The sequence below is a fragment of the Pseudomonas sp. NPDC089734 genome, assembly GCF_044748865.1.
Lineage (GTDB): Bacteria > Pseudomonadota > Gammaproteobacteria > Pseudomonadales > Pseudomonadaceae > Aquipseudomonas.
The window spans coordinates 524,887-549,639 of record NZ_JBIVGV010000001.1; the positions used below are offsets into that span (position 1 = coordinate 524,887).

The following is a 24,753-nucleotide window of genomic DNA, read 5'->3' on the forward strand; positions in this document are numbered from 1 at the left end:
GCTGTAATCGGGAGTGATTGAGCCTGGCTTATGTCAGGCTCAATGCCCTCAGTCGATTGTTCATATTGTTGGCTCTGCAGTCTTTTTTACTGGGTACCTGATATTTCATGCGCAGTCCTAACTGGTTGTTCCTGATCCTGATCCTGCTGCTCGGCGGTCTTCAGTATCGCTTGTGGGTGGGTAATGGAAGCCTGGCGCAAGTGGCCAGTCTGACCGAACAGATTGCAGAACAGCACGCCGAAAACGAAAGCCTGCTTGAGCGCAATCGTGTTCTGGACGCTGAGGTCATGGAACTGAAAAAGGGCCTTGAAACCGTAGAAGAACGTGCCCGCCATGAGCTTGGCATGGTCAAGGATGGCGAAACCCTCTATCAGTTGGCGCAATGACGTTGGTGCAATGAACGACTCCCTTCCTGCCTTCTGGGCAGTGATTCCTGCCGCGGGCATCGGTGCTCGCATGGCAGCAGACCGTCCCAAGCAATACCTGCAACTGGGCGGCCTCACTATTCTTGAACACAGCCTGCTCTGCTTTCTCGATCACCCCCGGCTCAAGGGCATGGTGATCAGTCTGGCTGTGGATGATCCCTACTGGCCAACCTTGCCCTGCGCCCAGGATTCCCGAATCCAGCGTGTGAATGGCGGCAAGGAGCGTTCGGACTCCGTGCTCAATGCCTTGTTGCATCTGCATGCGCAAGGTGCCAGCGATGACGACTGGGTGCTGGTCCACGATGCGGCGCGACCTAATCTGGCGCGCAGCGATCTGGATAACCTGTTGGGTGAACTGGCGAATGATCCCGTGGGTGGCCTGCTGGCCGTGCCTGCCCGGGATACGCTCAAGCGTGCCGACAGCAATGGCCGGGTCACTGAAACAGTGGACCGCAGCCTGATCTGGCAAGCCTATACGCCGCAAATGTTCCGGCTGGGTGCCTTGCACCGGGCACTGGCTGACAGTCTGGTATCGAATGTGAATATTACCGATGAAGCTTCGGCCATCGAATGGGCGGGGCAGTCGCCCCGTTTGATCGAAGGGCGCTCCGACAACATCAAGGTCACGCGTCCCGAAGACCTTGAGTGGTTGCGTCAGCGCCGATCAGCGGGCAATTAAGCGCTGTATTCCTGACGCATCGCCAATCCCTCTTTCAAGTAATCGACCAGCTTGCGCACCTTGGGTGACAGGTGCCGCTGCTGCGGGTAGAGCGCCCATACAGCTGTGTTAGGTGGTTGATGCGCTTCAAGCAGGGAAACCAGAGCTCCGCTTTTCAGGTGTTCCTGCACGTAGTAATCCGGCAACTGACACAGGCCGACGCCCTGTAGCGCAGCGTCCAGCACGGCCTGTCCGCTGTTGCAGCGCCAGTTGCCCTGAACCCGCTGTGAAAACTCCTTGCCGTCCTGGCGCAGCAGCCAGGTGTCATTGCCTCCGATCAGGCAATTGTGACGACTTAATTCCGACAGGCTATGAGGCCGACCATAACGCTCCAGATAGGACGGGGAGGCGCACAGGTACATGCGTCGCGGTGCCAGTCGTGTCGCGACCAGTCGCGAATCCTGTAAGCGGCCCAGGCGAATGGCCAGATCCATCCCTTCATGAACCAGATCCAGTGTGTCGTTGCTCAGTTCGATATCCACGCGCAGGTGCGGGTAGAGGTCCATGAAGCGTGTGACCAGCGGCGTGATGAAGCGCTCGCCATAAGCCACGGCGCAGGTCATGCGCAGCAACCCCTTCGGTTCGCTGGTGAGGTCGCCAATGGCGCGCAGGGCTTCTTCGCGTCCATCCTGCAGACGCTGGCAATGATGCAGAAATGTCTGGCCGGCTTCGGTCAGGGCCACGCGTCGGGTACTGCGGTAAAGCAGACGGGTTTGCAGGCGCTCTTCCAGACGAACGATCTGTCGACTGATGTGCGAGGACGAAACGCCCAGGCGTTGAGCGGCCGCGGTGAACTGCCCGCATTCAGCGACAGCGACGAACTCGTCCAGTCCTTCCCAGCGATTTGTGTACATCGATTATCCCTGTACAGCAATAATGTTTTGCTTTTGCCCGGATTATTCACCGAAAGGCACTGTACTACACTGCGAGCCTGTTTTTATCTCGCTGGAGAAGATCCATGATCAAGTCACGTGCTGCAGTGGCCTTTGAAGCCAAGAAACCATTGGAAATCGTTGAAGTCGACGTCGCCATGCCCAAGGCCGGTGAAGTGTTGCTGCGCGTCGTGGCTTCGGGCGTCTGCCATACGGACGCCTACACCCTGTCCGGTGCCGATCCGGAAGGCATCTTCCCGGCGATTCTGGGTCACGAAGGTGGTGCCATCGTCGAGGCCATCGGCGAGGGCGTGACATCGGTAGCCGTCGGTGACCATGTCATCCCGCTGTACACACCGGAATGTCGTCAGTGCAAATTCTGCCTGTCGGGTAAGACCAACCTCTGCCAGTCGATTCGTGCGACTCAGGGTAAAGGCCTGATGCCTGATGGGACTGCGCGCTTTTCCTACAAAGGTCAGCCGATTTTCCACTACATGGGAACCTCGACCTTCTCCGAATACACAGTGCTGCCAGAAATCTCGGTGGCCAAGATCCAGAAAGAAGCCCCGCTGGAAAAAGTCTGTCTGCTGGGTTGCGGCGTCACCACCGGTATCGGTGCGGTTCTCAATACTGCCAAGGTAAAACCGGGTGACACCGTTGCAATCTTTGGTCTGGGCGGCATTGGTCTGTCGGCTGTCATCGGTGCGGTCAAGGCCAAGGCAGCGCGCATCATCGCCATCGACATCAACCCGGCCAAGTTCGAGATCGCCAGGCAATTGGGTGCAACCGACTGCGTGAACCCGAAAGACTACGATCGTCCGATCCAGGAAGTGATCGTCGACATGACCGATGGTGGCGTGGACTTCTCCTTCGAGTGCATCGGCAATGTGCAACTGATGCGCGCAGCGCTTGAGTGCTGCCACAAGGGCTGGGGTGAGTCGGTAATCATCGGTGTGGCCGGTGCCGGTCAGGAAATCGCTACCCGTCCGTTCCAGTTGGTAACCGGTCGCGTCTGGCGTGGTTCTGCTTTCGGTGGGGTACGTGGTCGTACCGAGTTGCCAAGCTATGTCGACATGTCGCAAACCGGCGAAATCCCGCTGGATACCTTCATCACCCACACCATGGGTCTGGAAGACATCAACAAGGCATTCGACCTGATGCACGAAGGCAAAAGCATTCGTTCTGTCATTCATTTTTGAGCGTAGCTACAAGCTGCAAGCTATAAGCGGCAAGAGGGCGTACGGCTTTCTTGCGGCTTGAGGCTTGAGGCTTGGAGCTTGGAGCTTGGAGCTTGGAGCTAAAACCCATGTCCCTGGAAAATCTTTCCTGCCAGAAAAGCTTCGGCGGCTGGCTTAAACGTTACAAGCATCACTCTGCAGAGTTGGGCTGTGACATGGTGTTTGCCGTATACCTGCCGCCTCAGGCAGAGCAGGGCGGCAAGCTGCCGGTGCTCTACTGGTTGTCCGGCCTGACCTGCAACGACGAAAACTTCATGCAGAAGGCCGCAGCCCAACGGGTCGCTGCCGAACTGGGGTTGATCCTGGTTGCACCCGATACCAGTCCGCGTGGTGCCGATGTGCCCGATGATCCGGACGGCGCCTGGGACTTCGGCCTTGGGGCAGGGTTTTACCTGAACGCCACGGCGCAACCCTGGGCCAAGCATTATCGGATGCACGATTACGTGGTCAACGAACTGCCTGCCCTGGTCGAAGAGCATTTTCCTGCTTCACCAGCTCGCGGTATCAGTGGTCACTCGATGGGCGGTCACGGGGCGCTGGTTTGTGCCTTGCGCAACCCGGGGCGCTACCGGTCGGTGTCGGCGTTCTCGCCCATCAGCAATCCCATGGATTGCCCGTGGGGCCAGAAGGCGTTCTCCCGCTATCTGGGAGAAGACCGTTCACGCTGGCGCGAGTGGGACGCCACCGTGTTGATTGCCGAAGCCTCTGAAAAGTTGCCGATCCTTGTGGATCAGGGTGACCGGGATGATTTTCTGGTCAATCAGCTCAAGCCCGAGGCGCTGGTTCAGGCGGCCAAGGCTGCACAGCATCCGCTGACCCTGAGGATGCAACCTGGCTATGATCACAGCTACTTTTTCATTGCCAGCTTCATCGAGGATCATCTTCGCCATCACGCAGCGGCCTTGAGCTGATGCCTGACAGGCCCTAACTTGCCTCAAAGCAGGTAGAATCACGCCCTGACTTTTTTCAGGGCGTTTTTCTATGCGTATTGGCCATGGCTATGATGTGCACCGTTTCGCTGAGGGCGATTTCATTACCTTGGGCGGCGTGCGGATTGCACACGGTTTCGGCCTGCTGGCTCATTCCGATGGTGACGTCCTGCTGCATGCGCTGAGCGATGCCTTGCTGGGCGCTGCTGCGCTGGGCGATATCGGTAAACACTTTCCTGACACAGACCCGCAGTTCAAGGGGGCGGACAGCCGCGTGCTGCTGCGTCATGTGCTCAAGCAGGTTCAGGGCAAAGGCTGGAAAGTCGGCAATGTCGACGCCACCATCGTGGCTCAGGCCCCCAAGATGGCTCCCCATATCGATTCCATGCGGGCTTTGATTGCCGCTGATCTCCAGGTTGAGTTGGATCAAGTGAACGTAAAAGCCACTACTACTGAAAAACTCGGCTTCGTTGGCCGTGAAGAAGGCATCGCGGTGCATGCCGTCGCGCTGTTGTTGCGCGCATGACCGAACTGGACCTTCTGGGCCCGCGGGCCTACGGCGATGCGCTGGGAAGTGCTGTTCTCAAGGCTACGGCCGAAGACTTCCAGGTCGATGAAGTGCTGGACATTCCCTTGTCCGGGGATGGTGAACATCTCTGGCTCTGGGTCGAGAAGCGAGGTCTCAACACCGAAGAGGCTGCCCGTCGCCTGGCCCGCGCTGCCGGTGTTCCGTTGCGGACGGTCAGCTATGCAGGGCTCAAGGACCGCCAGGCCCTGACGCGTCAGTGGTTCAGCATCCAGTTGCCGGGCAAGGCCGATCCGGATCTTTCGGCAGCCCAGGACGATACGCTGCACATCCTCAAGACCAGCCGCCACAGGCGCAAACTCCAGCGCGGTGCCCATTCGGCCAACGGCTTCACGTTGCGACTGACCGGGTTGAATGCGGACAAGGACGCCTTGAATCAGCGTCTGGAGTCCATTGCCCGTAAAGGGATTCCCAATTATTTCGGTGCCCAGCGTTTCGGCCATCAAGGCGGCAACCTGGGCGAAGCTCGCGATTACGCCGGGCGTCAGGCGTTGCCGGAGCAGCGCAATGTGCGTTCCCGGCTGTTGTCGACGGTACGCAGCTATCTGTTCAACCGGGTGCTGGCTGCACGTGTTGCCGACGGAAGCTGGCAATGTGCGCAGGTCGGTGATCTGCTGGCCTTTACCGACAGTCGCAGCTTTTTCCCGGCGGGTATTGCCGAGTGCAGCGATCCCCGGCTGGATATTCTCGATCTGCACCCGACCGGGCCTCAATGGGGCGAAGGCCCTTCGCCAGCGTCCGGTGCGACCGCCGAGCTGGAAAACGGCATTGCCCGTGATGAAGCGGCGCTGTGCGAATGGCTGATAAAGGCGGGAATGGAGCATGAACGTCGCATACTGCGGCTGCCCATTGGGCGTTTGACGTGGCATTATCCCGAGTCTGACATTTTGCAACTGGAATTCGTCCTTCCACCCGGATGCTTTGCCACTGTATTGGTGCGTGAGCTTGTTGATCTGGTGTCGGTTGGGCAGACGGACAGCCCATGCGTATTCTGATTTCAAACGATGATGGGGTAACAGCACCCGGTCTCGCGGCGCTGTATGCGGCGCTGGAAGACTATGCCGAGTGCGTGGTTATCGCTCCCGATCAAGATAAAAGCGGCGCCAGCAGCTCGTTGACGCTCGACCGGCCGTTGCACCCGCACACGCTGCCCAATGGTTTCATCGGCCTGAACGGCACGCCGACAGACTGCGTTCACCTGGGGCTCAACGGGCTTCTGGAGCAGGAACCGGACATGGTGGTGTCGGGCATCAACCTGGGGGCCAACCTCGGGGATGATGTCCTGTACTCCGGCACGGTTGCCGCCGCGCTCGAAGGGCGGTTTCTGCAGCGGCCTTCGTTTGCCTTTTCGTTTCTGTCGCGTCAGCCGGACAACCTGGCCACGGCCGCCCACTATGCTCGCGTGCTGGTCGAGGCCCATGAGCTACTGGACCTGCCGCCGCGTACGGTGCTGAACGTCAATATCCCGAATCTGCCGCTTGAACATGTGCGCGGCATTCAGTTGACCCGCCTGGGGCATCGTGCCCGTGCCGCAGCGCCTGTGAAGGTTGTCGACCCTCGCGGTCGTGCCGGATACTGGATCGCGGCTGCCGGTGATGCGGAAGACGGCGGGGCCGGTACGGATTTCCATGCGGTCATGCAGGGGTACGTATCGATTACACCGTTGCAACTGGATCGAACCTATCAGGACGGCTTCAGTAGCCTGAACACCTGGCTGGAGGGGCTGCGCTGATGTCACGCGAGCAAGATGATCTGGTACGCCGCGGGATCGGGATGACCTCGCAGCGTACCCGCGAGCGCCTGATTCAGCGCCTGTACGAAGAAGGCCTGTCCAATACCCGCGTTCTGGATGTCATTCGCAAGACGCCACGGCATCTGTTCGTGGATGAAGCCCTTGCACATCGAGCCTATGAAGACACGGCTCTGCCGATCGGGCATAACCAGACCATTTCCCAGCCTTACATGGTTGCTCGCATGAGCGAACTGCTGCTGGCGGCCGGTCCGCTGGACAAGGTGCTGGAGATCGGTACGGGTTCGGGTTATCAGACGGCTGTGCTGGCCCAGCTCGTCGAGCGAGTGTTCTCCGTAGAGCGCATCAAGGTTCTGCAGGACCGTGCCAAGGAGCGTCTGGTCGAGCTGAACCTGCGCAATGTGGTCTTCCGCTGGGGTGACGGCTGGGAAGGGTGGCCTGCCCTGGCGCCCTATAACGGCATCATTGTGACGGCGGTTGCCACGGACGTGCCGCAAGCCTTGCTTGATCAGTTGGCTCCGGGTGGGCGACTGGTCATTCCGGTCGGTTCCGGTGAAGTGCAGCAGTTGATGCTGATCGTTCGAGAGGAAAACGGATTTTCCCGGCATGTGCTGGGTGCTGTGCGATTTGTGCCCTTGCTCAACGGGCCTCTGGCCTGAAACGCAGCCCGAGTGAATTCTGGCCGCGCTCGTCGGTCTATTCACCCTGTCGAGCAGGGTGGGGTATGGCAGCATGGCATCATTTCGCATACATGATTCATACAAGGCAACTGCTTTATACAGTTAATCATGGGTTGCCACCGTTCTTGCGGCACAATAGGCATCTTTTGAATTCAGTCACCAGTAAAGGGAGTGGCGGGTGAGTCACACAGTCATTCGACAGCTCAGGTCTTCGGCAAGTTATCAGCGTCTGGCGATTGGCATTGCACTCAGTGTCCTCCTGGTCGGTTGCGCGAGTTCTCCTTCGGGTGGTGTTCGTGTCGTCGATCGCAACGGTAACCTTGAGTCGCAAAGACAGGCTGTTACCACCGGCCAATATGTCGTACGACGTGGCGATACCCTGTTTTCCATTGCATTTCGTTACGGCTGGGACTGGAAAGCCCTGGCTGCCCGTAACCAGATTCCAGAGCCCTACACGATTAAACCCGGTCAGACGATTCGTTTTGACGGGCGTTCAAATTCAACATCCGAAGCCGTGGCTACCTCGTCGGCTGTTGTGCGTCCGGTTCCGGCCACGTCGAGCACATCCACCCGGACGAGTCCGTCGGGCTCGGTCAAGACAACGGTTATTTCCCGGCCTGTTGCAGTTGCACCGGTGGTAATACCGCCTTCCGGGGATACTTCTGCGGGGGCTGCAGGTAAATCCCCGACAGGCTGGGCGTGGCCCGCAAATGGCACTTTGATAGGAAAATTTTCCTCAAACGGTAGTTTGAATAAAGGAATTGATATCGCTGGGGATTTGGGACAGCCTGTTTTAGCCGCGTCTGATGGATCAGTCGTTTACGCCGGAAGTGGATTACGGGGCTACGGCGAATTGATCATCATCAAACACAGCGATACCTACGTCAGTGCCTACGGTCACAACCGCAGGCTTTTGGTTCGGGAGGGGCAACAGGTCAAGGCCGGGCAGACAATTGCCGAAATGGGGTCAACAGGAACTGACCGGGTGAAGCTGCATTTTGAGATTCGCCGACAAGGAAAACCTGTAGATCCGCTGCAATTTCTACCACGTCGTTGACGGTTGTCAGCCTGTTCCTGACGCAGAGGGAATGGGCTCGAGTGTTGCCAGGGATATGGCGACGCAGAGCTTGAGGTCGAACTCACCAAAGGACTATAACAATGGCTCTTAGCAGCGAAGCGCCGGAGTTTGACATCGATGATGAAGTGCTCCTCATGGAAACCGGCATTGTCCTGGAGGACATCTCGACCGAGAAGCAGCCGTCTACTGCCGCCTCGGATCGAAGCAAGGCCAAGCACGCCTCATCGCTCAAACAGCACAAATATATTGATTACACCCGGGCGCTTGATGCTACCCAGTTGTATCTCAATGAAATAGGGTTCTCTCCCCTGCTGTCCCCGGAAGAGGAGGTCCATTTTGCGAGATTGTCGCAAAGTGGCGATCCGGCTGGACGCAAGCGCATGATTGAAAGCAATCTGCGGCTGGTGGTCAAAATTGCCAGGCGCTATGTCAATCGTGGGTTGTCATTGCTTGACTTGATCGAAGAGGGCAATCTGGGGTTGATCCGGGCTGTCGAAAAGTTCGATCCGGAACGTGGTTTTCGTTTCTCGACCTACGCGACATGGTGGATTCGTCAGACCATCGAGCGGGCCATCATGAATCAGACCCGGACCATCCGGTTGCCGATTCATGTCGTCAAGGAGTTGAACGTCTACCTGCGTGCCGCTCGCGAACTGACGCAAAAGCTCGATCACGAACCGTCTCCCGAAGAGATTGCCAGCCTGCTGGAAAAACCGGTCGGGGAGGTCAAGCGCATGCTCGGGCTCAACGAACGTGTGTCTTCCGTGGATGTCTCTCTGGGGCCTGATTCGGACAAGACTCTGCTTGATACCCTGACGGATGATCGTCCCACGGATCCTTGCGAGCTTCTGCAGGATGATGATCTTTCCCAGAGTATCGACCAGTGGCTGTCGGAGCTGACTGACAAGCAGCGTGAGGTGGTGATTCGCCGCTTCGGCCTGCGTGGGCATGAAAGCAGTACGCTTGAGGATGTAGGGCTTGAAATTGGCCTTACCCGTGAGCGTGTCCGGCAGATACAGGTTGAAGGTCTGAAGCGTCTGCGTGAAATCCTCGAAAAGAATGGTCTTTCGAGCGAGTCCCTTTTCCAATAAAAACCTCCCCTGCGTGATAAAGGCCGATGTAAACAGCAAATGTTTACATCGGCCTTTTACATGATCCTTATCCTATAAACCTTGTCCGAAGCTTTCGGGCGAAAGGGAAGCAATGGTTTTCGCAGAAACATGCGCGCGATGCGTAAGCCTTTACTTACCTGTTTCGTAAGTGATCGAAGGCTTGATGAGCGGGATAAAAGATTTTTTCGTATTGGCCAGGTTTTAATTGATTGAATTAAGGGAAGTTTTATTTTTCACCCGGCCAGGTAAGAAATATCCGGCTGCATTCTCGGGAGTTGCCCCCGGCCTGAAAATCACTAATATCAAAACTGTGCAAACGGACAGGCACAGGCAGTCAAGGAAGACCGTCAGGGACATCGCAAGAAGCGATTCATCAGGATGATGAAAGGGATCAAAGGGATTAGGGAAAAAATGTGGGCGGGTCATACCGCCCCTTTTTTTTGCCTGTCGAAACGGGTCTTGCAGGCACAAAAAAGGCCCGGTAGGGCCTTTTTGACGATCCGGGAACTCAGCGTTCCAGATCTGCGATCTTGCCTGTCTTGCCGTCCCATTCTTCTGCGTCGGGCAGGGCATCTTTTCTTTCAGTGATGCTGGGCCATATTTCGGCGAGTTCGGCGTTAAGCTCGATAAAGTTTTCCATGCCGCTGGGAACCTCATCTTCGGAGAAGATGGCTTGCGCAGGGCATTCAGGCTCACACAGTGCGCAATCGATGCACTCATCCGGGTGAATCACCAGGAAGTTCGGCCCTTCGTAGAAGCAGTCCACCGGACAGACTTCTACGCAGTCGGTGTACTTGCACTTGATGCAGTTGTCGGTGACGACGAAGGTCATTTCTAATTTTCTCCTCAGGCGGCTGCAGCAGAGCCCTTCCAGACAGGGTTGCCAGATTCGGGGAGTTTCCCGGCCTTATGAAAACACGTGCTTGTGGTGGGCGTTCCCGAGGCAACCTTACGGTGTGTCTCTGCAGCCCGACCCTTGGTTCGCTGCGTTTTCACGCGGCTCGACTAGCTGCCCAACCAGGCTAAAAGCTGAGAGCATCCCAAACCGCGCGGGATTCTAACAGCTTGTAGCGCTTCGCGTCAGATCCGAGTTTGCAATGAGTACAACAATTCCAGAGCCTGTCGAGGGGTCATATCGTCGATTTTTGCCTTCGACAGCTCTTCAAGTACCGGGTGAGGCAGGCTTGCAAACAGGTCGCTCTGCATGGGCGCAGCCGGTTTTCCTGGCTTGGGACGAGGTTGCTCATGGGGCAGGCTGGTGGTTTCCAGGCGCAGCAGATGCTCCTTGGCGCGAGTGATCACTTTGCCTGGAACCCCCGCCAGCTGGGCAACCGCCAGTCCATAGCTCTGGCTTGCCGGGCCGGGAAGGACCCGGTGCAGGAACACGATTCGCTCATTGTGCTCGGTGGCGTTCAGGTGCACGTTGGTGACCAGCGGTTCGCTCTCGGGCAATACCGTCAGCTCGAAATAGTGCGTGGCGAACAAGGTATAGGCGCGCAACTGGGCGAGGCATTCTGCCGCAGCCCAGGCCAGCGACAGGCCATCGAATGTACTGGTGCCGCGTCCGACTTCGTCCATCAGCACGAGGCTGCGATCGGTGGCGTTGTGCAGGATGTTCGCGGTTTCGCTCATTTCCACCATGAAGGTCGAGCGTCCGCCCGCCAGATCGTCGCTGGAACCGATACGGGTGAAGATCCTGTCGACCAGAGAAAGCTCGCAACTGGCAGCCGGCACGAAGCTGCCAATATGGGCCAGCAACACGATCAACGCTGTCTGGCGCATATAGGTCGATTTACCGCCCATGTTCGGGCCGGTAATGACCAGCATGCGGGTGCTGTCATCCAGCGACAGGTCGTTGGCCACGAAGGGCGTCGAGAGAACCTGCTCGACCACGGGGTGGCGGCCCTGATCGATGCGCATGCACGGTTCGCTGACGAAGCGTGGGCAGTTCAGGTCCAGATTCAATGCCCGTTCGGCCAGGTTGCTCAGGACGTCCAGTTCGGCCAGAGCGGCAGCGGTGTCCTGCAGCGGTGCCAGATGACCAATCAGGTCTTCGAGCAAGGCTTCGTAGAGCATCTTTTCCCGGGCCAGGGCGCGGCTCTTGGCTGACAGCGCCTTGTCCTCGAACTCTTTGAGCTCGGGCGTAATGAAGCGCTCGGCCCCCTTGAGGGTCTGGCGACGGATGTAGTCGGCAGGTGCCTGTTCGGCCTGTTTGCTGGGCAGCTCGATGAAATAGCCGTGAACACGGTTGTAACCGACTTTCAGGTTGGCCAGTCCGGTACGGGCCTTTTCGCGGGCTTCCAGATCGATGAGGAACTGGCCGGCGTTTTCACTGAGTGACTGCAACTCGTCGAGCTCGGCATCGTAACCGGTCTTCAGTACGCCGCCGTCGCGAATCACAGCAGGCGGGTTATCGATGATTGCCCTTTGCAGCAGGTCGGCCAGCTCAGGGTAAGTGCTGGTGGTCTGAGCCAGTTGCTGAATATGAGGGGCTTCCAGATCTGCCATGGCGCGTTGCAGCTCCGGCAGGGCGCTCAGCGCGTCACGCAGGCGTGCAAGGTCGCGTGGGCGGGCATTGCGCAAGCCGATCCGCGCCAGGATGCGCTCGATGTCGCCGATTTCCTTGAGCTGTGGCTGCAGGTTCTCGAAGCGGTAGCGTTCCAGAAAGCATCCGATGGAAGTCTGACGGGCTTGCAGGATCGTCAGATCACGCAGGGGGCGATTGAGCCAGCGGGTCAGCAGGCGTGTCCCCATGGCAGTCTGGCAACGGTCCATGACCGATTGCAGGGTGTTGTCGCGACCGCCGGCCAGGTTGGTGTCCAGTTCCAGGTTGCGGCGGCTTGCGCCGTCCAGCACCACGGTGTCGTCGAGACGTTCATGACGCAGGCTGCGCAAGTGCGGCAACGCTGTACGCTGGGTTTCCTTGGCGTAGCCCAGCAGGCAGCCTGCGGCACCGATGGCCAGTGTCAGGTTTTCACAGCCAAAGCCCTTGAGGTCCTGGGTCGCGAACTGCTGGCACAGGCTCTTATGCGCAGAGTCACGCTCGAAATCCCAGGGCGCACGGCGGCGAGAACCACGGCGCTTCTCGGCCGGCAGACCCTGTGGCCAGTCATCGGGAATCAGCAGTTCCACAGGGTTGATGCGCTCAAGCTCGGCCAGCAGGTTTTCCCAGCCCTTGATCTCGAGCACGCTGAAGTTGCCGCTGGTGATGTCCAGCACCGCAAGGCCAAACAACCGTTCGTCGCCCAGAACGGCCGCGATCAGGTTGTCCCGACGCTCATCGAGCAAGGCTTCGTCGCTGATGGTGCCCGGGGTGATGATGCGCACGACCTGACGTTCGACAGGCCCTTTACTGGTGGCCGGGTCGCCGATCTGTTCGCAGATCACGACGGATTCCCCCAGCTTGACCAGCTTGGCCAGATACCCTTCGGCGGCGTGGTAGGGAATGCCGCACATGGGAATGCTTTGCCCTGCCGACTGACCGCGTGCTGTCAGGGTGATATCCAGCAGCTTGGCGGCTTTCTTGGCGTCCTCGTAGAAGATTTCATAGAAGTCGCCCATGCGATAGAACATCAACTGGTCGAGGTGCTGGTTCTTCAGCTTCCAGTATTGCTGCATCATCGGGGTGTGCGAGGAGAGATCGGAAATTGCTTTATTCATCAGTCGGCTGGGCAAGTTCGTTGAATTCGTGGAAAGAGTGGGCAAGATTCGGCATATGGCCTTTCGCCCTCGTGGTGTGAGGGCGGGCGCCGTGTTTTTGCGATGGGCGCAAGGTTAACACGGGCATCCCCGACAACGCAGGCATGGCTGCCATTGACTGTTTCATGAGCGAAGATTTCCAGAAGGGCCTGAGCGGGAATTTGCCATATAGACTTCCAGCGTTGCCGCTCAATCACGGGCGGTGGCTATAAAAAAGGACTTTTATATGGCAAACAAACGAGCAAGGGATTCGGGCAGCGGACGCTTCATTCCTGTGGAAGAAGCCAGGCGTCGCCCCAAAGAGACAACCATTGAGACGATCAGAAAACCCTGTCCGAAGAAAAAAGAGTCATAGTTGCCTTTTGGCGAGCGGTTGCCCAGGCGGCCGCTTTGATGCTTCTGTAGCCTTTTTACAGTTCGACAGGAAAAGACCGTGGATGAAATTACCCGGCTTGCCGCTTCGCTCGGCAGGTGCCTGCAAGCCATCGATGCTCAGGTCAGCACCGCCGAGTCCTGCACCGGTGGTGGGATTGCTGAGGCGATTACCCGCATCGGCGGCAGCTCTGCCTGGTTCGAAGCCGGCTATGTGACCTATTCCAATGATCAGAAGACCCGGCAACTCGATGTGCCGGCCGAGTTGTTCGCGACGGTCGGTGCCGTCAGCCAGCCTGTCGTGGAGGCCATGGTTCGTGGTGCCCGGAACAAAAGTGGTGCTCGCTTCGCCGTGGCGGTCAGCGGTGTGGCCGGGCCGGGCGGTGGTTCGCCCGAAAAGCCGGTGGGTACGGTATGGCTGTGCTGGGGGGCGGACGAGCAGCTCATTGCGCAGCGTCGGCAATTCGACGGCGATCGCGACGAGGTGCGCCGACAAACGGTGAAGGCCGCATTAGAGGGGCTGATACGGCTTGCCGACGGAGAAATGCCAAAACAGGGGTAGGCGAGCGCTCATCCCTGTGGAATAATACTGTCTACTTATACAGGTGTTGTGGCCAGCCAGGCCCCAAATTGAATTTGATTACGTGAGGACTTCAATGGACGACAACAAGAAAAAAGCCTTGGCTGCGGCCTTGGGTCAGATCGAGCGTCAATTCGGTAAAGGCGCCGTCATGCGCATGGGCGACCATGATCGCCAGGCTATTCCTTCCATCTCCACCGGTTCGCTGGGCCTGGACATCGCACTGGGTATCGGCGGTCTGCCAAAGGGCCGGATCGTTGAAATCTACGGCCCGGAGTCTTCCGGTAAAACGACGCTGACACTGTCGGTCATCGCCCAGGCTCAGAAAATGGGTGCAACCTGTGCGTTCGTCGATGCCGAGCATGCGCTGGATCCTGAGTACGCCGGCAAGCTGGGCGTCAATGTCGACGACCTGCTGGTCTCGCAGCCGGATACCGGTGAGCAGGCGCTGGAAATCACCGACATGCTGGTGCGTTCCAATGCCATCGACGTCATCGTCGTCGACTCCGTGGCGGCCCTGGTGCCCAAGGCCGAGATCGAAGGCGAGATGGGTGACATGCACGTGGGCCTGCAGGCTCGCCTGATGTCCCAGGCGCTGCGCAAGATCACCGGTAACATCAAGAACGCCAACTGCCTCGTCATCTTCATCAACCAGATCCGCATGAAGATCGGTGTGATGTTCGGCAGCCCTGAAACCACGACTGGTGGTAACGCTCTGAAGTTCTACGCCTCGGTGCGTCTGGACATCCGCCGTACCGGCGCGGTGAAGGAAGGCGACGAAGTGGTGGGCAGCGAAACCCGCGTCAAGATCGTGAAGAACAAGGTGGCTCCGCCGTTCCGTCAGGCCGAGTTCCAGATTCTTTACGGCAAGGGTATCTACCTCAACGGTGAAATCATCGACCTCGCTGTGCTGCACGGTTTTGTCGAGAAGTCCGGTGCCTGGTACAGCTATCAGGGCAGCAAGATCGGTCAGGGTAAAGCCAACTCGGCCAAGTTCCTGGCAGATAATCCGGAAATCGGCGCAGCGCTCGAGAAGCAGATTCGCGACAAGCTGTTGGCCGCCGGTGGCGACACTAAGGCTGCCGGTTCCCGTGAGCCAGCCGATGCCGATGACATGGCTGAAGTTGACGCAGATATCTGATAGCCCCCATGTCTGCCGTGCTCGATACCCCTGTCGCCGTACGGCGAACTGCAATGGACCTGCTCGCGCGACGCGAGCATGGTCGAGTCGAGCTGACGCGTAAGCTGCGTCAGCGCGGCGCCTCCCCCGAACTGATCGAATCCGCCCTTGATCGTCTGGTCGAAGAAGGGCTGCTTTCCGAATCCCGATACCTTGAAAGCTTTGTCTCTTCTCGAGCGCGTTCAGGCTACGGTCCTTTACGTATTCGTGAAGAGCTGGGCCAGCGTGGTTTGCAAAGAGGTGATATCGAGGAAGCACTCCGGGAGTGCGATGTCGATTGGCAAGCCCGCCTGGAAGAAGTCTGGCAGCGCAAGTTTGCCGGCAGACTGCCTGCCGATGCACGTGAGCGTGCCCAACAGGGCCGTTTCCTGAGCTATCGAGGGTATCCACTGGACATGATCGGTCGTTTGTTGAGCGGTCGTGGCGTAGACGATTGAGCGACCCGTCCTGATCATTCAATGGCGTTCCCGGTCGCCTTGATAGCGCCAAATGCCAGCCGTTATGGCACACTCCAACTCTTGCCTTGAAGTCTGTCACAGGGTTTTTCTTGCCTTGACGGGCTGCTTTCACATGCTTTTTGGTACGTTGGTTCCAATAACGTGTGGGTCGCCACGTACCTTGCTTGAGCAGATCACTACCAGCAACGTTCAATAAGAGAGGAACGACCGTGCATAACGTCGTCATCAGCGGCACAGGCCTGTACACCCCGGCCAACAGCATCTCAAACGAAGAGCTGGTGCAGTCTTTCAATACCTATGTCGCCCGGTTCAATGGCGAGAACGCTGCCGCCATCGAGCGTGGTGAAGTACAAGCGTTGAGTGAATCCAGCGCAGCATTCATTGAAAAGGCCTCAGGTATCAAAAGCCGTTTCGTGATGGACAAGGAGGGCATTCTCGATCCGCAGCGCATGAAGCCGAACCTGCCGGAACGCTCCAACGATGAGTGGTCGATTCTGTGCCAGATGGGTGTCGCAGCTGCCGAACAGGCCTTGCAGCGCGCAGGCAAGACGGCTGCCGATATCGATGGCGTCATTGTCGCCTGCTCCAACCTGCAGCGTGCCTACCCGGCGATCTCCATTGAAATCCAGTCGGCGCTCGGTATCCAGGGTTATGGCTTCGACATGAACGTCGCGTGCTCGTCGGCCACCTTCGGTATTCAGGCGGCCTGCAACAGTGTGCAGTTGGGACAGGCCCGTGCATTGCTGGTCATCAGCCCGGAAATCTGCACCGCCCATTTGAATTTCCGTGATCGCGACAGCCATTTCATCTTCGGTGATGGCGCCACGGCCGTGGTGGTGGAGCGTGCCGATCTGGCCACTTCCCCGTATCAGTTCGATATCGTCAGCACCCGATTGTTGACCTCCTTCTCCAACAACATCCGTAACAACTTCGGTTTTCTCAACCGCACCTCGGATGTGGGCGAGGGCGCGCCGGACAAGCTGTTCGTTCAGGAAGGCCGCAAGGTATTCCGCGATGTCTGCCCGATGGTGGCAGAGCTGGTGGGCAACCACTTGTATGAAAACGGGTTGAATGCCAGCGATGTACAGCGCTTCTGGCTGCATCAGGCCAACCTGAGCATGAACCATTTGATCGTCAGGAAACTGCTGGGGCGTGAAGCCACGGTCGAAGAGGCTCCGGTGATTCTCGACACCTACGCCAATACCAGTTCGGCCGGTTCGGTGATTGCCTTTCACACCTATCAGGACGATTTGCCCAAGGGCGCGCTGGGTGTGCTCAGTTCGTTCGGGGCGGGGTATTCGATCGGTAGCGTGATTCTGCGCAAGCGCTGATCACGGCGGTATCGGGGTAGAAAAAGAAATACAGGCTGAACATTGGCATTCCGAGGATGATGGGGATCGGTATGCCAATGACAGCCTGTAAAAAACGAGAGCGTATAGCGAGTAGCTTAGAACTTGGCTTCCATGTCCAGTTGCAGGGTTTTCACGTCTGCATCAAGCGGGCTGGTGGAAGTAGCGTAGTCGGCTTTGGTCAGGAAGTAAGTGGCGCCGACAGAAAAGTTCTTGTCGATTTCGTAACCAACTTTGAGCTTGTGACCGCGCGAACCGGTGGTGCCGTTGGCGAAGTCCGAGTCGGTGAAGGCACCCACGACAGCGTTACGCTGAGTGTCGCGGTAGTTGTAGTCCAGGTTGAAGCCGAACACCTTGGTTTTCACACCGGTCAGCCAGGCAGTGTCCTGGTCGTCAGTGCTGTCATTGTTGACGATGTACTGACCGTACAGGGCCAGAGGCAGGCCCAGACCGCCGATATCCACCTGGCCGAAACCTTCATACAGACGGAACTGGTCGGTGGTGTTGCCGTTGACGCGCAGGGCAGCACTGTCCTTGTCGTTACGGAAGCCGTAGATACTACCGCCGAGAGTGACTTTCAGGTCTTCGGTCGGTGCGAAGCGTGCGCCCAACTGGCCAGCGTACATGCTCAGGTCATGACGGAACTGGGTACCGTCGCCGTCGATGTTGTCCTTGAGCGTGTAGTTACCGAGGCTACCGAACAGCTCGGTCTTGCCGCCCAGCGGAAGGCTGTAGGTGGCTGCCAGACCTTCCGGGTTGATATCGCCGTCCCAGATGACGTCGCCCATGCTGACCCATGGCTGCAGCATCTTGCCGCCGATGATGTGCAGGTTCTTGACGGCGGTTGGCGCGTAGTCGATGTAGCCCAGGTCCAGCCACAGGTCTTTCTTGGCGAAGTAGCCGTCCAGATCCACGTTGGTGGAGCGTGCATCACCGGTGGTACCGCCGCTGGCGATACGGATGCCCGTGCTTACTTGCGGGTTGATTTCAGTGTAGGCACCCAGGCGGGCACGGATACGCTGGCGGTCCTTGTCCTGAGCGTTGGTCTGGCCGTCGATGTTGACGGTTTCCTGACGGACGCGCACGTCACCCTTGAACTGGGTCTTGGTGGCCCAGGCGATCTTTTTCTCGAACTCGGCCTGTGAAGCCGATTTGCTTTGCTGGATGTCGGCCAGGGCTTGTTTCTGAGCCTGCTGGTCTTTTGCCAGTTCGGTCTGCAACTCAGCGTATTGAGCCTGGTTGATCGAGCCATTGGCCCGGAGCATGTCCAGCAGTTTAGCGTCGACTGCGGCATTGGCGGAAACACTCAAGGCCAGTGCCAGGCTGCCGGAAAGGGCGGCTGCAGTACGTGTAGAAACAAGACGCATGTCAATCTCCATAACTGAATAGCGGATGACGGACGTCATCCTTGAATACGACCCCACAGGCAGGGCGCGGTGAGGGCTTCAGGTTGTGCACGCAAAGTGGCTGCACTCGGTCATGCGGCGTTAAAAACCGGCTCAGAATGCTCATTGACAACCCGTCAACTCCGCTTCTTCGCCGTTTTTTGCCTTGCCTGGCCTTCGTTCGCCGACTTTTCGTACAGAACCTAGCACCCCCTGTTCTAAAAACAGGCGCCAGTATTACGGCTGGTTATTTCAGAAAGGTGGCAATACGATGGCGTGTCGATGACAATGCAACTTTTCCTGTAAGGCGCGGTCTAGAGCCTCCCGCTCTAACAGGCCGTGAACATTGGGCGGCGATGAGTAATACTGCTGCGTCTTCCGATTTCTCTGGAAAAGCCCGCATGTCCGTCATGATCGCCAGCCTGAGCGATGTTTTGCCCGCGCAGTGGGATGCTTTGATTCCCGATGGGCAGCCTTTCGTTCGTCACGCCTTTCTCAGTGCACTGGAAGACAGTGGCAGTCTTGGTCCGCGTTCCGGCTGGCAGGCCGGGCACCTGCTGAATTACGAAGGCGGAGAGCTGCAGGCGGCATTGCCCGCCTACCGTAAATGGCATTCCTATGGCGAATACGTGTTCGATCACGGCTGGGCCGACGCCTGCCGTCGAGCCGGTATCGCCTACTACCCCAAGCTTTTGGTGGCAGTGCCTTTCAGCCCGGTCAGCGGTGCGCGTGTTCTGGCGAAAACGCCAGAGGCCGGCATGCAATTGCTGGCTGGCTTACCTGAATATTTACAAGGCGAAGGCTTGTCCAGTGCACATGTGAACTTCACTGATCCGGCAGCCGATGCCTTGCTGGCCGGGCAGCCGGGCTGGTTGCAGCGCTATGGCTGCCAGTTCCATTGGCACAATCGCGGCTATCGGGATTTTCAGGATTTTCTCGACGCCTTGAGTTCGCGCAAACGCAAGCAGATGCGCAAGGAGCGTGAGCAGGTCGCGGGGCAGGGGATCGAGTTCGAGTGGCTTGAAGGCCGGCAGATGAGCGAAGTGCTGTGGGACTTCGTTTACGCCTGCTATTCCAATACCTATGAGGTGCGTGGGCAGGCACCTTACCTGACGCGTGAATTCTTCAGCCTGTTGGCCGAACGCATGCCCGAAGCGATCCGTGTAGTGCTGGCGCGCCAGGGCCATCGTCCGGTGGCCATGGCATTCAGCCTGACGGGAGGCGACAGTTTCTATGGCCGTTACTGGGGCTGCCTGGCCGAGTTCGACCGCCTGCACTTCGAGACCTGTTTCTATCAGGGCATGGATTACGCCATCGAAAAAGGGCTGCAACGTTTCGATGCGGGCGCCCAGGGCGAGCACAAGCTGATTCGTGGTTTCGAGCCACAGGTCACCCGTTCATGGCACTACTTGCTGCATCCGGGATTGAAGGATGCCGTGAGTGATTTTCTCGATCAGGAACGAACGGGCATTCTGGCGTATGCCGAAGATGCCCGCAGCGCCTTGCCCTACCGCAACACCACCCCGTAGGAGCGGATTCATCCGCGAACAAGTCGGCATGCATTGCCTGGAATGCTGCCTTCGCGAATGAATTCGCTCCTACGGGTTAGTCCACGCCAACGAACCCGCCGGTCTGGTGCTGCCATAGCCGTGCATACAGACCGCCATGGGCCAGTAGTTCGGCGTGGGTGCCGGTTTCCGCGATCTGGCCTTTTTCCAGTACCACCAGACGGTCCATCCGGGCAATGGTGGAGAGGCGGTGGGCGATGGCGATGACGGTCTTGCCCTGCATCAGGGTTTCCAGACTTTCCTGAATCGCGGCCTCGACCTCCGAGTCCAGGGCCGAAGTGGCTTCGTCCATGATCAGAATCGGCGCGTCCTTGAGCAGGACTCGGGTAATCGCGATACGCTGGCGCTGTCCACCGGACAGCTTGACGCCGCGCTCCCCTACATGGGCCTCGAAACCGGTACGGCCTTCGGCGTCGGACAGCAGGGGAATGAACTCATCGGCGCGGGCCTTGCGCACAGCTTCCCAGAGCTGTTCATCCGTTGCGCCAGGGTTGCCGTACAGCAGATTGTCGCGGATCGAGCGGTGCAGCAACGACGTGTCCTGAGTGATCATGCCGATCTGCGCCCGTAGGCTTTCCTGAGTGACTTCGGAGATGTCCTGATCATCGATCAGAATCTTCCCGCCCTGTACGTCGTACATGCGTAGCAGCAGGTTGACCAGAGTCGACTTGCCCGCACCGGAAGGGCCGATCAGGCCGATTTTCTCGCCCGGCCGGATATCCAGATTGAGGTTGTGAATGATGCCGTTGCCATTGCCGTAGTGGAAATCGACACCGTCGAATTTCACCCCGCCCTGGCCGATTCTCAGCGGCTGTGCATCCGGCTTGTCGGTGACTGTCACGGGTTGCGAAATGCTTTCCAGGCCGTCCTGCACGGTGCCGATGTTCTCGAAAATGCCGTTGACCACCCACATGATCCAGCCGGACATGTTGACGATACGGATCACCAGGCCAGTCGCCAGGGCGATGGCACCCACCGAGATCAGCGACTGGCTCCAGAGCCACAGGGCCAGACCGGTGGTGGACACGATCAGCAGGCCGTTCATGGACGTGATGACCGTGTCCATGGCAGTGACCATCCGGGCGGCCATCTGGGTCTTGTGGGTGTGCTCACTGATGGCTTCGCGGGCGTACTGTTGCTCGAAGTTGGTGTGGGCGAACAGCTTGAGGGTGGTGATGTTGGTGTAGCCATCGACGATGCGTCCCATGAGTTTGGAACGTGCATCGGAGGAAATCACCGAGCGCTCCTTGACCCTGGGCACGAAGTACATCAGAGACAGGATGTACGCCGCGATCCAGAGCACCAGTGGAATCATCAGGCGCCAGTCCGCTTCGGCGAACAGCACCAGCGAACTGATGGCGTAGATCAGCACATGCCACAGGGCATCCACGGCCTGCACGGCCGAGTCACGCAGGGAGTTGCCGGTCTGCATGATGCGCTGGGCGATGCGTCCGGCGAAATCGTTCTGGAAGAAATTGAGGCTCTGCTTGAGCACGTAACTGTGGTTCTGCCAGCGGATCATGTTGGTCATGCCGGGGCTGATGGTCTGATGCACCAGCAGATCATGCAGGCCGACGAACACCGGGCGCAGCAGCAGGGTCACGATCACCATCCAGACCAGCTCGCTGCCATGGACCGTGAAGAAGTCCTTGGCGGGAGTGTTCTGTGCCAGGTCGATGATACGGCTCAGGTAACTGAACAGGGCGACTTCGATCAGTGCACCAATTAATCCGATCACCAGCAGTGCAGTGAAAACGGGCCATACCTGACGCAGGTAGTAGATGTAGAACGCCAGGACGGTATTGGGCGGGGAGGCGGTGGGGGCGTCTCGGAAGGTATCGATCAGCTTTTCAAAACGACGATAAAGCATTGGCTATGACACCCACGCGAGGTGGGTTCTCCTCGATGATTGGAAGCGCTCCCGTACAGAACGTATGAGCCCTGCCTGAATACAGGGCTGCATACGCCTGGGTTCCCGTTACTCGACGCGCTTGGCCGACTTGATCAGGATCGGGTCGACAGGCACGTTCTGCATGCCTTTCTGGGTCGTGGTCTGCGCATTGACGATCTGGTCCACCACGTCCATCCCCTTGACCACCTTGCCGAACACCGCGTAACCGTAGTCACGGACGCCGTTGTCGAGCATGGCATTGTCATTGGTGTTGATGAAGAACTGGCTGGTGGCCGAGTTCACACTGGACGTCCGGGCCATGGCGATGGTGCCGCGCACGTTGTGCAGGCCGTTCTGGGCTTCGTTCTTGATCGGGTCCTTGGTGTTTTTCTGCACCAGGTACTGGGTGAAGCCACCGCCCTGAACCATGAAGCCCGGAATCACGCGGTGAAAAATGGTGTTGTTGTAGAAACCGCTGTCGACATAGCCCAGAAAGTTCTGGGTGCTGATCGGAGCCTTGTCGTCCGCTAGCTCGATTTCAATCTCGCCGAAGCTGGTGTTGAGCAGCACATGAGTGGCCTTGGCGGGAGGCTGGGCAGCCATCAGATTGGCGGCGAACAGCACGGAGCAGGCGGCGAGGGCGATTTTTTTCAGCATGGGGCAGAGAGTCCTTCAAGGGTGATGGCTGGCAAGGTAACCACGTTTGGCTTTTTTTGCCCAGCGTGATCATGGCTTGAAACCGAATGTGAACAGCCTGCGGTTTTCAGACCCCGCTCGAGGCCATGAATTCCAGTACGGTCCGATTGAATGTCTCGGGTTGATCCAGTGGTGTGGCGTGGCGTGAGTCCTTGATGACCACCAGCCGGGCATTGGGGAGCCGTTTGACGTAAGCCTCCTTGAGGGAGACCGGCGTGTAGTCGTGGTCGGCGCTGATGATCAGGGTCGGGCAGGTGATGCGCGACAGCTTTTCCTGAACGCCCCAGCCGACAATCGCATCGAAACTGGCCAGATAGGCCCGCTTGTCGTTGCGGCTCCAGCGGTCTGCTATTCTCTGGCGCAGCTCGGCCTGTTCCGGTTTGGGGAGGAGCAGTTTGCCCAGCGCCTTGCCCAGGGTTTCCATGCTCACCAGCCGCGACAGGGTCCAGCGCCGGAGTAATTGCATGGCATCCCCGAGGCTTCTGACCTTGACCTCAGGCGCACTGTTGACGACACACAGGCTCTTGAGCAGATGAGGCTGATCGACTGCCAGTTGAAAGCCGATCATGCCGCCCATGGACAGCCCGACCACATGCACCGGCCCCAGGTGCAGATGCTCGATCAGGGCTTCGACATCGGCGCTGAACCCCTTGATGCTGTAGCGTTCACGGGGCTTGTCCGAGCGGCCATGCCCACGGGCATCCATGACGATGACCCGATACCGTTCGGCCAGTATCGGGATCTGGTATTCCCAGTCCAGGCAACTGGAACCCAGGCCATGCAGCAGCAATACCGGTTCGCCCTGACCGTATTCCTCATAGTGCAGCGAACAGTCGTCATGCTCGAAAAAAGGCATGAAGGTTTTCTCCGTCAGGCTTGTTGAGGCGCTGCGAAGGCGGCTGTCAGCGGAGCCGTATCGAACGTGCGGATCAGTTCGATCAGGATCTGGGTCGCCGGCCCGAGCGGTTTGTCTTTGCTGGAGTAAAGATAGAACGACGGATTGCGACTGCCACCCTTGTCCAGCGGCAGAATCTTGAGCACGCCTTCTCTGAGTTCACGTTCGATGATGTGCCGGGGCAGCCACGCGAAGCCCAGACCACTGCTGACAAAAGTGGTCGCGGTGCCAAGGCTGCCGACAGTCCAGCGCTGCTCCGCGCCGAGCCAGCCCACATCCCGCGGCTGCTGCCTGCCGGAGTCGCGAATCACCACTTGCAACTGGCTTTCCAGGTCCTGAAAGGTCAGCTCGCGGTTGGCCTGGTGCAAAGGATGCTCGGGGTGAGCCACGGCGATGAACTCCACGGTGCTCATTTCCGTGCCCAGGTAGCCGGGAATGTTGAAGCCGCTGATGGCAAGGTCGGCCACACCTTCGAGCAGCACCTCTTCGACACCGGACAATACCTCTTCCCGCAACCGCACCCGGCAGCCACGGCTTTGCGGCATGAAGGCCGCCAGGGCCCGGACCAGACGGGCTGTGGGGTAGGCCGCGTCGACCACCAGACGTACCTCGGCCTCCCAGCCTTGCTCCATGTGATGCGCCAGGTCTTCCAGCTGGCTGGCCTGCTTGACCAGTTGCCGTGAGCGGCGCAACAAAACACTGCCTGCCTCGGTCAGTACAGCCTTGCGCCCGTCGATCCGCAACAGCGGTACGCCGAGCTGATCCTGCATTCGCGCCACGGTGTAACTCACCGAAGACTGCGAACGGTGCAGGGCCTCGGCGGCCTGAGCAAAACCACCGTGATCGACAACGGCCTGCAAGGTGCGCCATTGGTCGAGCGTCACGCGGGGGGCTTTCATTCGGTTATTCCTCTTTTCATCTCGATTGTCCTACTCTGACAGTCCTTTCTCTGGAGACTGTCGGATGAACAGATTGTGCTGTGTGTTGCTGGCCATGTTGCCCGTGAGCGCCCTGGCCTATCCCATCGAGGTGGAAAAGCACTACGAGGGTGTGCAGATCGATTACAACAGCCACGACACTTACCACGACACCGGTTCGATCACCGTGAACAACTATGGCCGTGTCGATGCCAAGTGTTCCGTGGTGTTTCGCAATGGCCCCGAAGCGCCACGGACCCGTCGTGTCCAGGTCGCGGCCGGTAAAAGCGTCGATGTTTCCTCCAAGTTCAACCGGAGCATCATCAAGCTGCGCATTACGCTCAGTTGCGAGCCTTCATAGGCCTGAGCGTAGAG

Annotated in this window: 24 protein-coding genes; 16 read left to right on the forward strand and 8 right to left on the reverse strand. The window is 58.5% G+C overall.

The window, feature by feature from the left end; all coding sequences use genetic code 11:
* The first annotated feature begins 107 nt into the window (after window positions 1-107).
* Together ftsB and ispD are read left to right on the forward strand one after the other, a co-directional pair.
* The gene (ftsB, locus tag ACIPY9_RS02470; RefSeq protein WP_400696723.1) at window positions 108-386 is read left to right on the forward strand and encodes a cell division protein FtsB; all 279 of its coding nucleotides are present in this window, start codon (window positions 108-110) and stop codon (window positions 384-386) included.
* Between the two features lie 10 nt (window positions 387-396).
* Complete coding sequence (gene ispD, locus ACIPY9_RS02475; RefSeq protein WP_400696724.1) at window positions 397-1,104, forward strand: 2-C-methyl-D-erythritol 4-phosphate cytidylyltransferase; 708 nt, start codon at window positions 397-399, stop codon at window positions 1,102-1,104.
* On the opposite strand, the gene ACIPY9_RS02480 is transcribed toward ispD, so the two are convergent.
* Window positions 1,101-1,997: a LysR substrate-binding domain-containing protein gene (locus ACIPY9_RS02480; protein ID WP_400696726.1), complete on the reverse strand. Its 897-nt coding sequence runs from the start codon at window positions 1,995-1,997 to the stop codon at window positions 1,101-1,103. The two genes, ispD and ACIPY9_RS02480, sit on opposite strands and share 4 nt — an antisense overlap.
* Window positions 1,998-2,101: 104 nt before the next feature.
* Between ACIPY9_RS02480 and ACIPY9_RS02485 the strand changes: the two genes are divergently transcribed.
* From ACIPY9_RS02485 to rpoS, 8 genes are all read left to right on the forward strand, one after another.
* Window positions 2,102-3,214: an S-(hydroxymethyl)glutathione dehydrogenase/class III alcohol dehydrogenase gene (locus ACIPY9_RS02485; protein WP_400696728.1), complete on the forward strand. Its 1,113-nt coding sequence runs from the start codon at window positions 2,102-2,104 to the stop codon at window positions 3,212-3,214.
* A gap of 107 nt (window positions 3,215-3,321) precedes the next feature.
* Window positions 3,322-4,164, forward strand: a complete 843-nt coding sequence (gene fghA, locus ACIPY9_RS02490; protein WP_400696730.1) for an S-formylglutathione hydrolase — start codon at window positions 3,322-3,324, stop codon at window positions 4,162-4,164.
* A 70-nt stretch (window positions 4,165-4,234) separates the two neighbouring features.
* Window positions 4,235-4,708, forward strand: coding sequence for a 2-C-methyl-D-erythritol 2,4-cyclodiphosphate synthase (gene ispF, locus ACIPY9_RS02495; RefSeq protein ID WP_122318738.1), 474 nt, complete (start codon window positions 4,235-4,237; stop codon window positions 4,706-4,708).
* On the forward strand, window positions 4,705-5,763 hold the full coding sequence (truD, locus tag ACIPY9_RS02500) for a tRNA pseudouridine(13) synthase TruD (protein WP_400696732.1): 1,059 nt from the start codon (window positions 4,705-4,707) through the stop codon (window positions 5,761-5,763). Before ispF ends, truD begins: the two co-directional genes overlap by 4 nt.
* On the forward strand, window positions 5,751-6,500 hold the full coding sequence (gene surE / locus ACIPY9_RS02505) for a 5'/3'-nucleotidase SurE (RefSeq protein WP_400696734.1): 750 nt from the start codon (window positions 5,751-5,753) through the stop codon (window positions 6,498-6,500). The genes truD and surE overlap by 13 nt, the downstream gene beginning before the upstream one ends.
* A gap of 41 nt (window positions 6,501-6,541) precedes the next feature.
* Window positions 6,542-7,177 (forward strand): protein-L-isoaspartate(D-aspartate) O-methyltransferase, encoded by a 636-nt coding sequence (locus ACIPY9_RS02510; RefSeq protein WP_176767549.1) that lies wholly within the window; start codon window positions 6,542-6,544, stop codon window positions 7,175-7,177.
* Window positions 7,178-7,376: 199 nt separating this feature from the next.
* Window positions 7,377-8,255, forward strand: coding sequence for a peptidoglycan DD-metalloendopeptidase family protein (locus ACIPY9_RS02515; RefSeq protein ID WP_400696735.1), 879 nt, complete (start codon window positions 7,377-7,379; stop codon window positions 8,253-8,255).
* A gap of 101 nt (window positions 8,256-8,356) precedes the next feature.
* Window positions 8,357-9,367, forward strand: a complete 1,011-nt coding sequence (rpoS, locus tag ACIPY9_RS02520) for an RNA polymerase sigma factor RpoS (protein ID WP_400696737.1) — start codon at window positions 8,357-8,359, stop codon at window positions 9,365-9,367.
* 529 nt (window positions 9,368-9,896) lie between these two features.
* Here the strand turns inward: rpoS and fdxA are convergent.
* Complete coding sequence (gene fdxA / locus ACIPY9_RS02525) at window positions 9,897-10,220, reverse strand: ferredoxin FdxA (protein ID WP_400696739.1); 324 nt, start codon at window positions 10,218-10,220, stop codon at window positions 9,897-9,899.
* 248 nt (window positions 10,221-10,468) lie between these two features.
* Window positions 10,469-13,036, reverse strand: coding sequence for a DNA mismatch repair protein MutS (gene mutS, locus ACIPY9_RS02530; RefSeq protein WP_400696846.1), 2,568 nt, complete (start codon window positions 13,034-13,036; stop codon window positions 10,469-10,471).
* A 484-nt stretch (window positions 13,037-13,520) separates the two neighbouring features.
* On the opposite strand from mutS, the gene ACIPY9_RS02535 reads away from it, so the two are divergent.
* The 4 genes from ACIPY9_RS02535 (at window position 13,521) to ACIPY9_RS02550 (ending at window position 17,008) form a co-directional block, all read left to right on the forward strand.
* The gene (locus ACIPY9_RS02535; RefSeq protein WP_400696741.1) at window positions 13,521-14,021 is read left to right on the forward strand and encodes a CinA family protein; all 501 of its coding nucleotides are present in this window, start codon (window positions 13,521-13,523) and stop codon (window positions 14,019-14,021) included.
* A 94-nt stretch (window positions 14,022-14,115) separates the two neighbouring features.
* Window positions 14,116-15,180 carry a recombinase RecA gene (gene recA / locus ACIPY9_RS02540; protein ID WP_400696743.1) on the forward strand — a complete coding sequence of 355 codons (1,065 nt, stop codon included), beginning with the start codon at window positions 14,116-14,118 and terminating at the stop codon, window positions 15,178-15,180.
* A gap of 8 nt (window positions 15,181-15,188) precedes the next feature.
* Entirely contained in the window at window positions 15,189-15,656 is a 468-nt protein-coding gene (recX, locus tag ACIPY9_RS02545; protein WP_400696745.1) for a recombination regulator RecX, read from the forward strand.
* 230 nt (window positions 15,657-15,886) lie between these two features.
* Window positions 15,887-17,008, forward strand: coding sequence for a beta-ketoacyl-ACP synthase III (locus ACIPY9_RS02550; RefSeq protein WP_400696747.1), 1,122 nt, complete (start codon window positions 15,887-15,889; stop codon window positions 17,006-17,008).
* 116 nt (window positions 17,009-17,124) lie between these two features.
* On the opposite strand, the gene ACIPY9_RS02555 is transcribed toward ACIPY9_RS02550, so the two are convergent.
* On the reverse strand, window positions 17,125-18,393 hold the full coding sequence (locus ACIPY9_RS02555; protein ID WP_400696749.1) for a putative porin: 1,269 nt from the start codon (window positions 18,391-18,393) through the stop codon (window positions 17,125-17,127).
* A gap of 419 nt (window positions 18,394-18,812) precedes the next feature.
* Between ACIPY9_RS02555 and ACIPY9_RS02560 the strand changes: the two genes are divergently transcribed.
* Window positions 18,813-19,940 (forward strand): GNAT family N-acetyltransferase, encoded by a 1,128-nt coding sequence (locus ACIPY9_RS02560; RefSeq protein WP_400696751.1) that lies wholly within the window; start codon window positions 18,813-18,815, stop codon window positions 19,938-19,940.
* A 76-nt stretch (window positions 19,941-20,016) separates the two neighbouring features.
* Here the strand turns inward: ACIPY9_RS02560 and ACIPY9_RS02565 are convergent, their stop codons facing one another.
* The 4 genes from ACIPY9_RS02565 to ACIPY9_RS02580 form a co-directional block, all read right to left on the reverse strand.
* Complete coding sequence (locus ACIPY9_RS02565) at window positions 20,017-21,849, reverse strand: ABC transporter ATP-binding protein (protein WP_400696752.1); 1,833 nt, start codon at window positions 21,847-21,849, stop codon at window positions 20,017-20,019.
* A 108-nt stretch (window positions 21,850-21,957) separates the two neighbouring features.
* On the reverse strand, window positions 21,958-22,527 hold the full coding sequence (locus ACIPY9_RS02570) for a peptidylprolyl isomerase (protein WP_400696754.1): 570 nt from the start codon (window positions 22,525-22,527) through the stop codon (window positions 21,958-21,960).
* A 106-nt stretch (window positions 22,528-22,633) separates the two neighbouring features.
* Entirely contained in the window at window positions 22,634-23,422 is a 789-nt protein-coding gene (locus ACIPY9_RS02575) for an alpha/beta fold hydrolase (RefSeq protein ID WP_400696755.1), read from the reverse strand.
* 14 nt (window positions 23,423-23,436) lie between these two features.
* Window positions 23,437-24,360, reverse strand: a complete 924-nt coding sequence (locus tag ACIPY9_RS02580; protein ID WP_400696756.1) for a LysR family transcriptional regulator — start codon at window positions 24,358-24,360, stop codon at window positions 23,437-23,439.
* Window positions 24,361-24,424: 64 nt separating this feature from the next.
* Between ACIPY9_RS02580 and ACIPY9_RS02585 the strand changes: the two genes are divergently transcribed.
* Window positions 24,425-24,739 carry a 3-phosphoglycerate kinase gene (locus tag ACIPY9_RS02585; RefSeq protein ID WP_400696758.1) on the forward strand — a complete coding sequence of 105 codons (315 nt, stop codon included), beginning with the start codon at window positions 24,425-24,427 and terminating at the stop codon, window positions 24,737-24,739.
* Window positions 24,740-24,753: the final 14 nt, after the last annotated feature.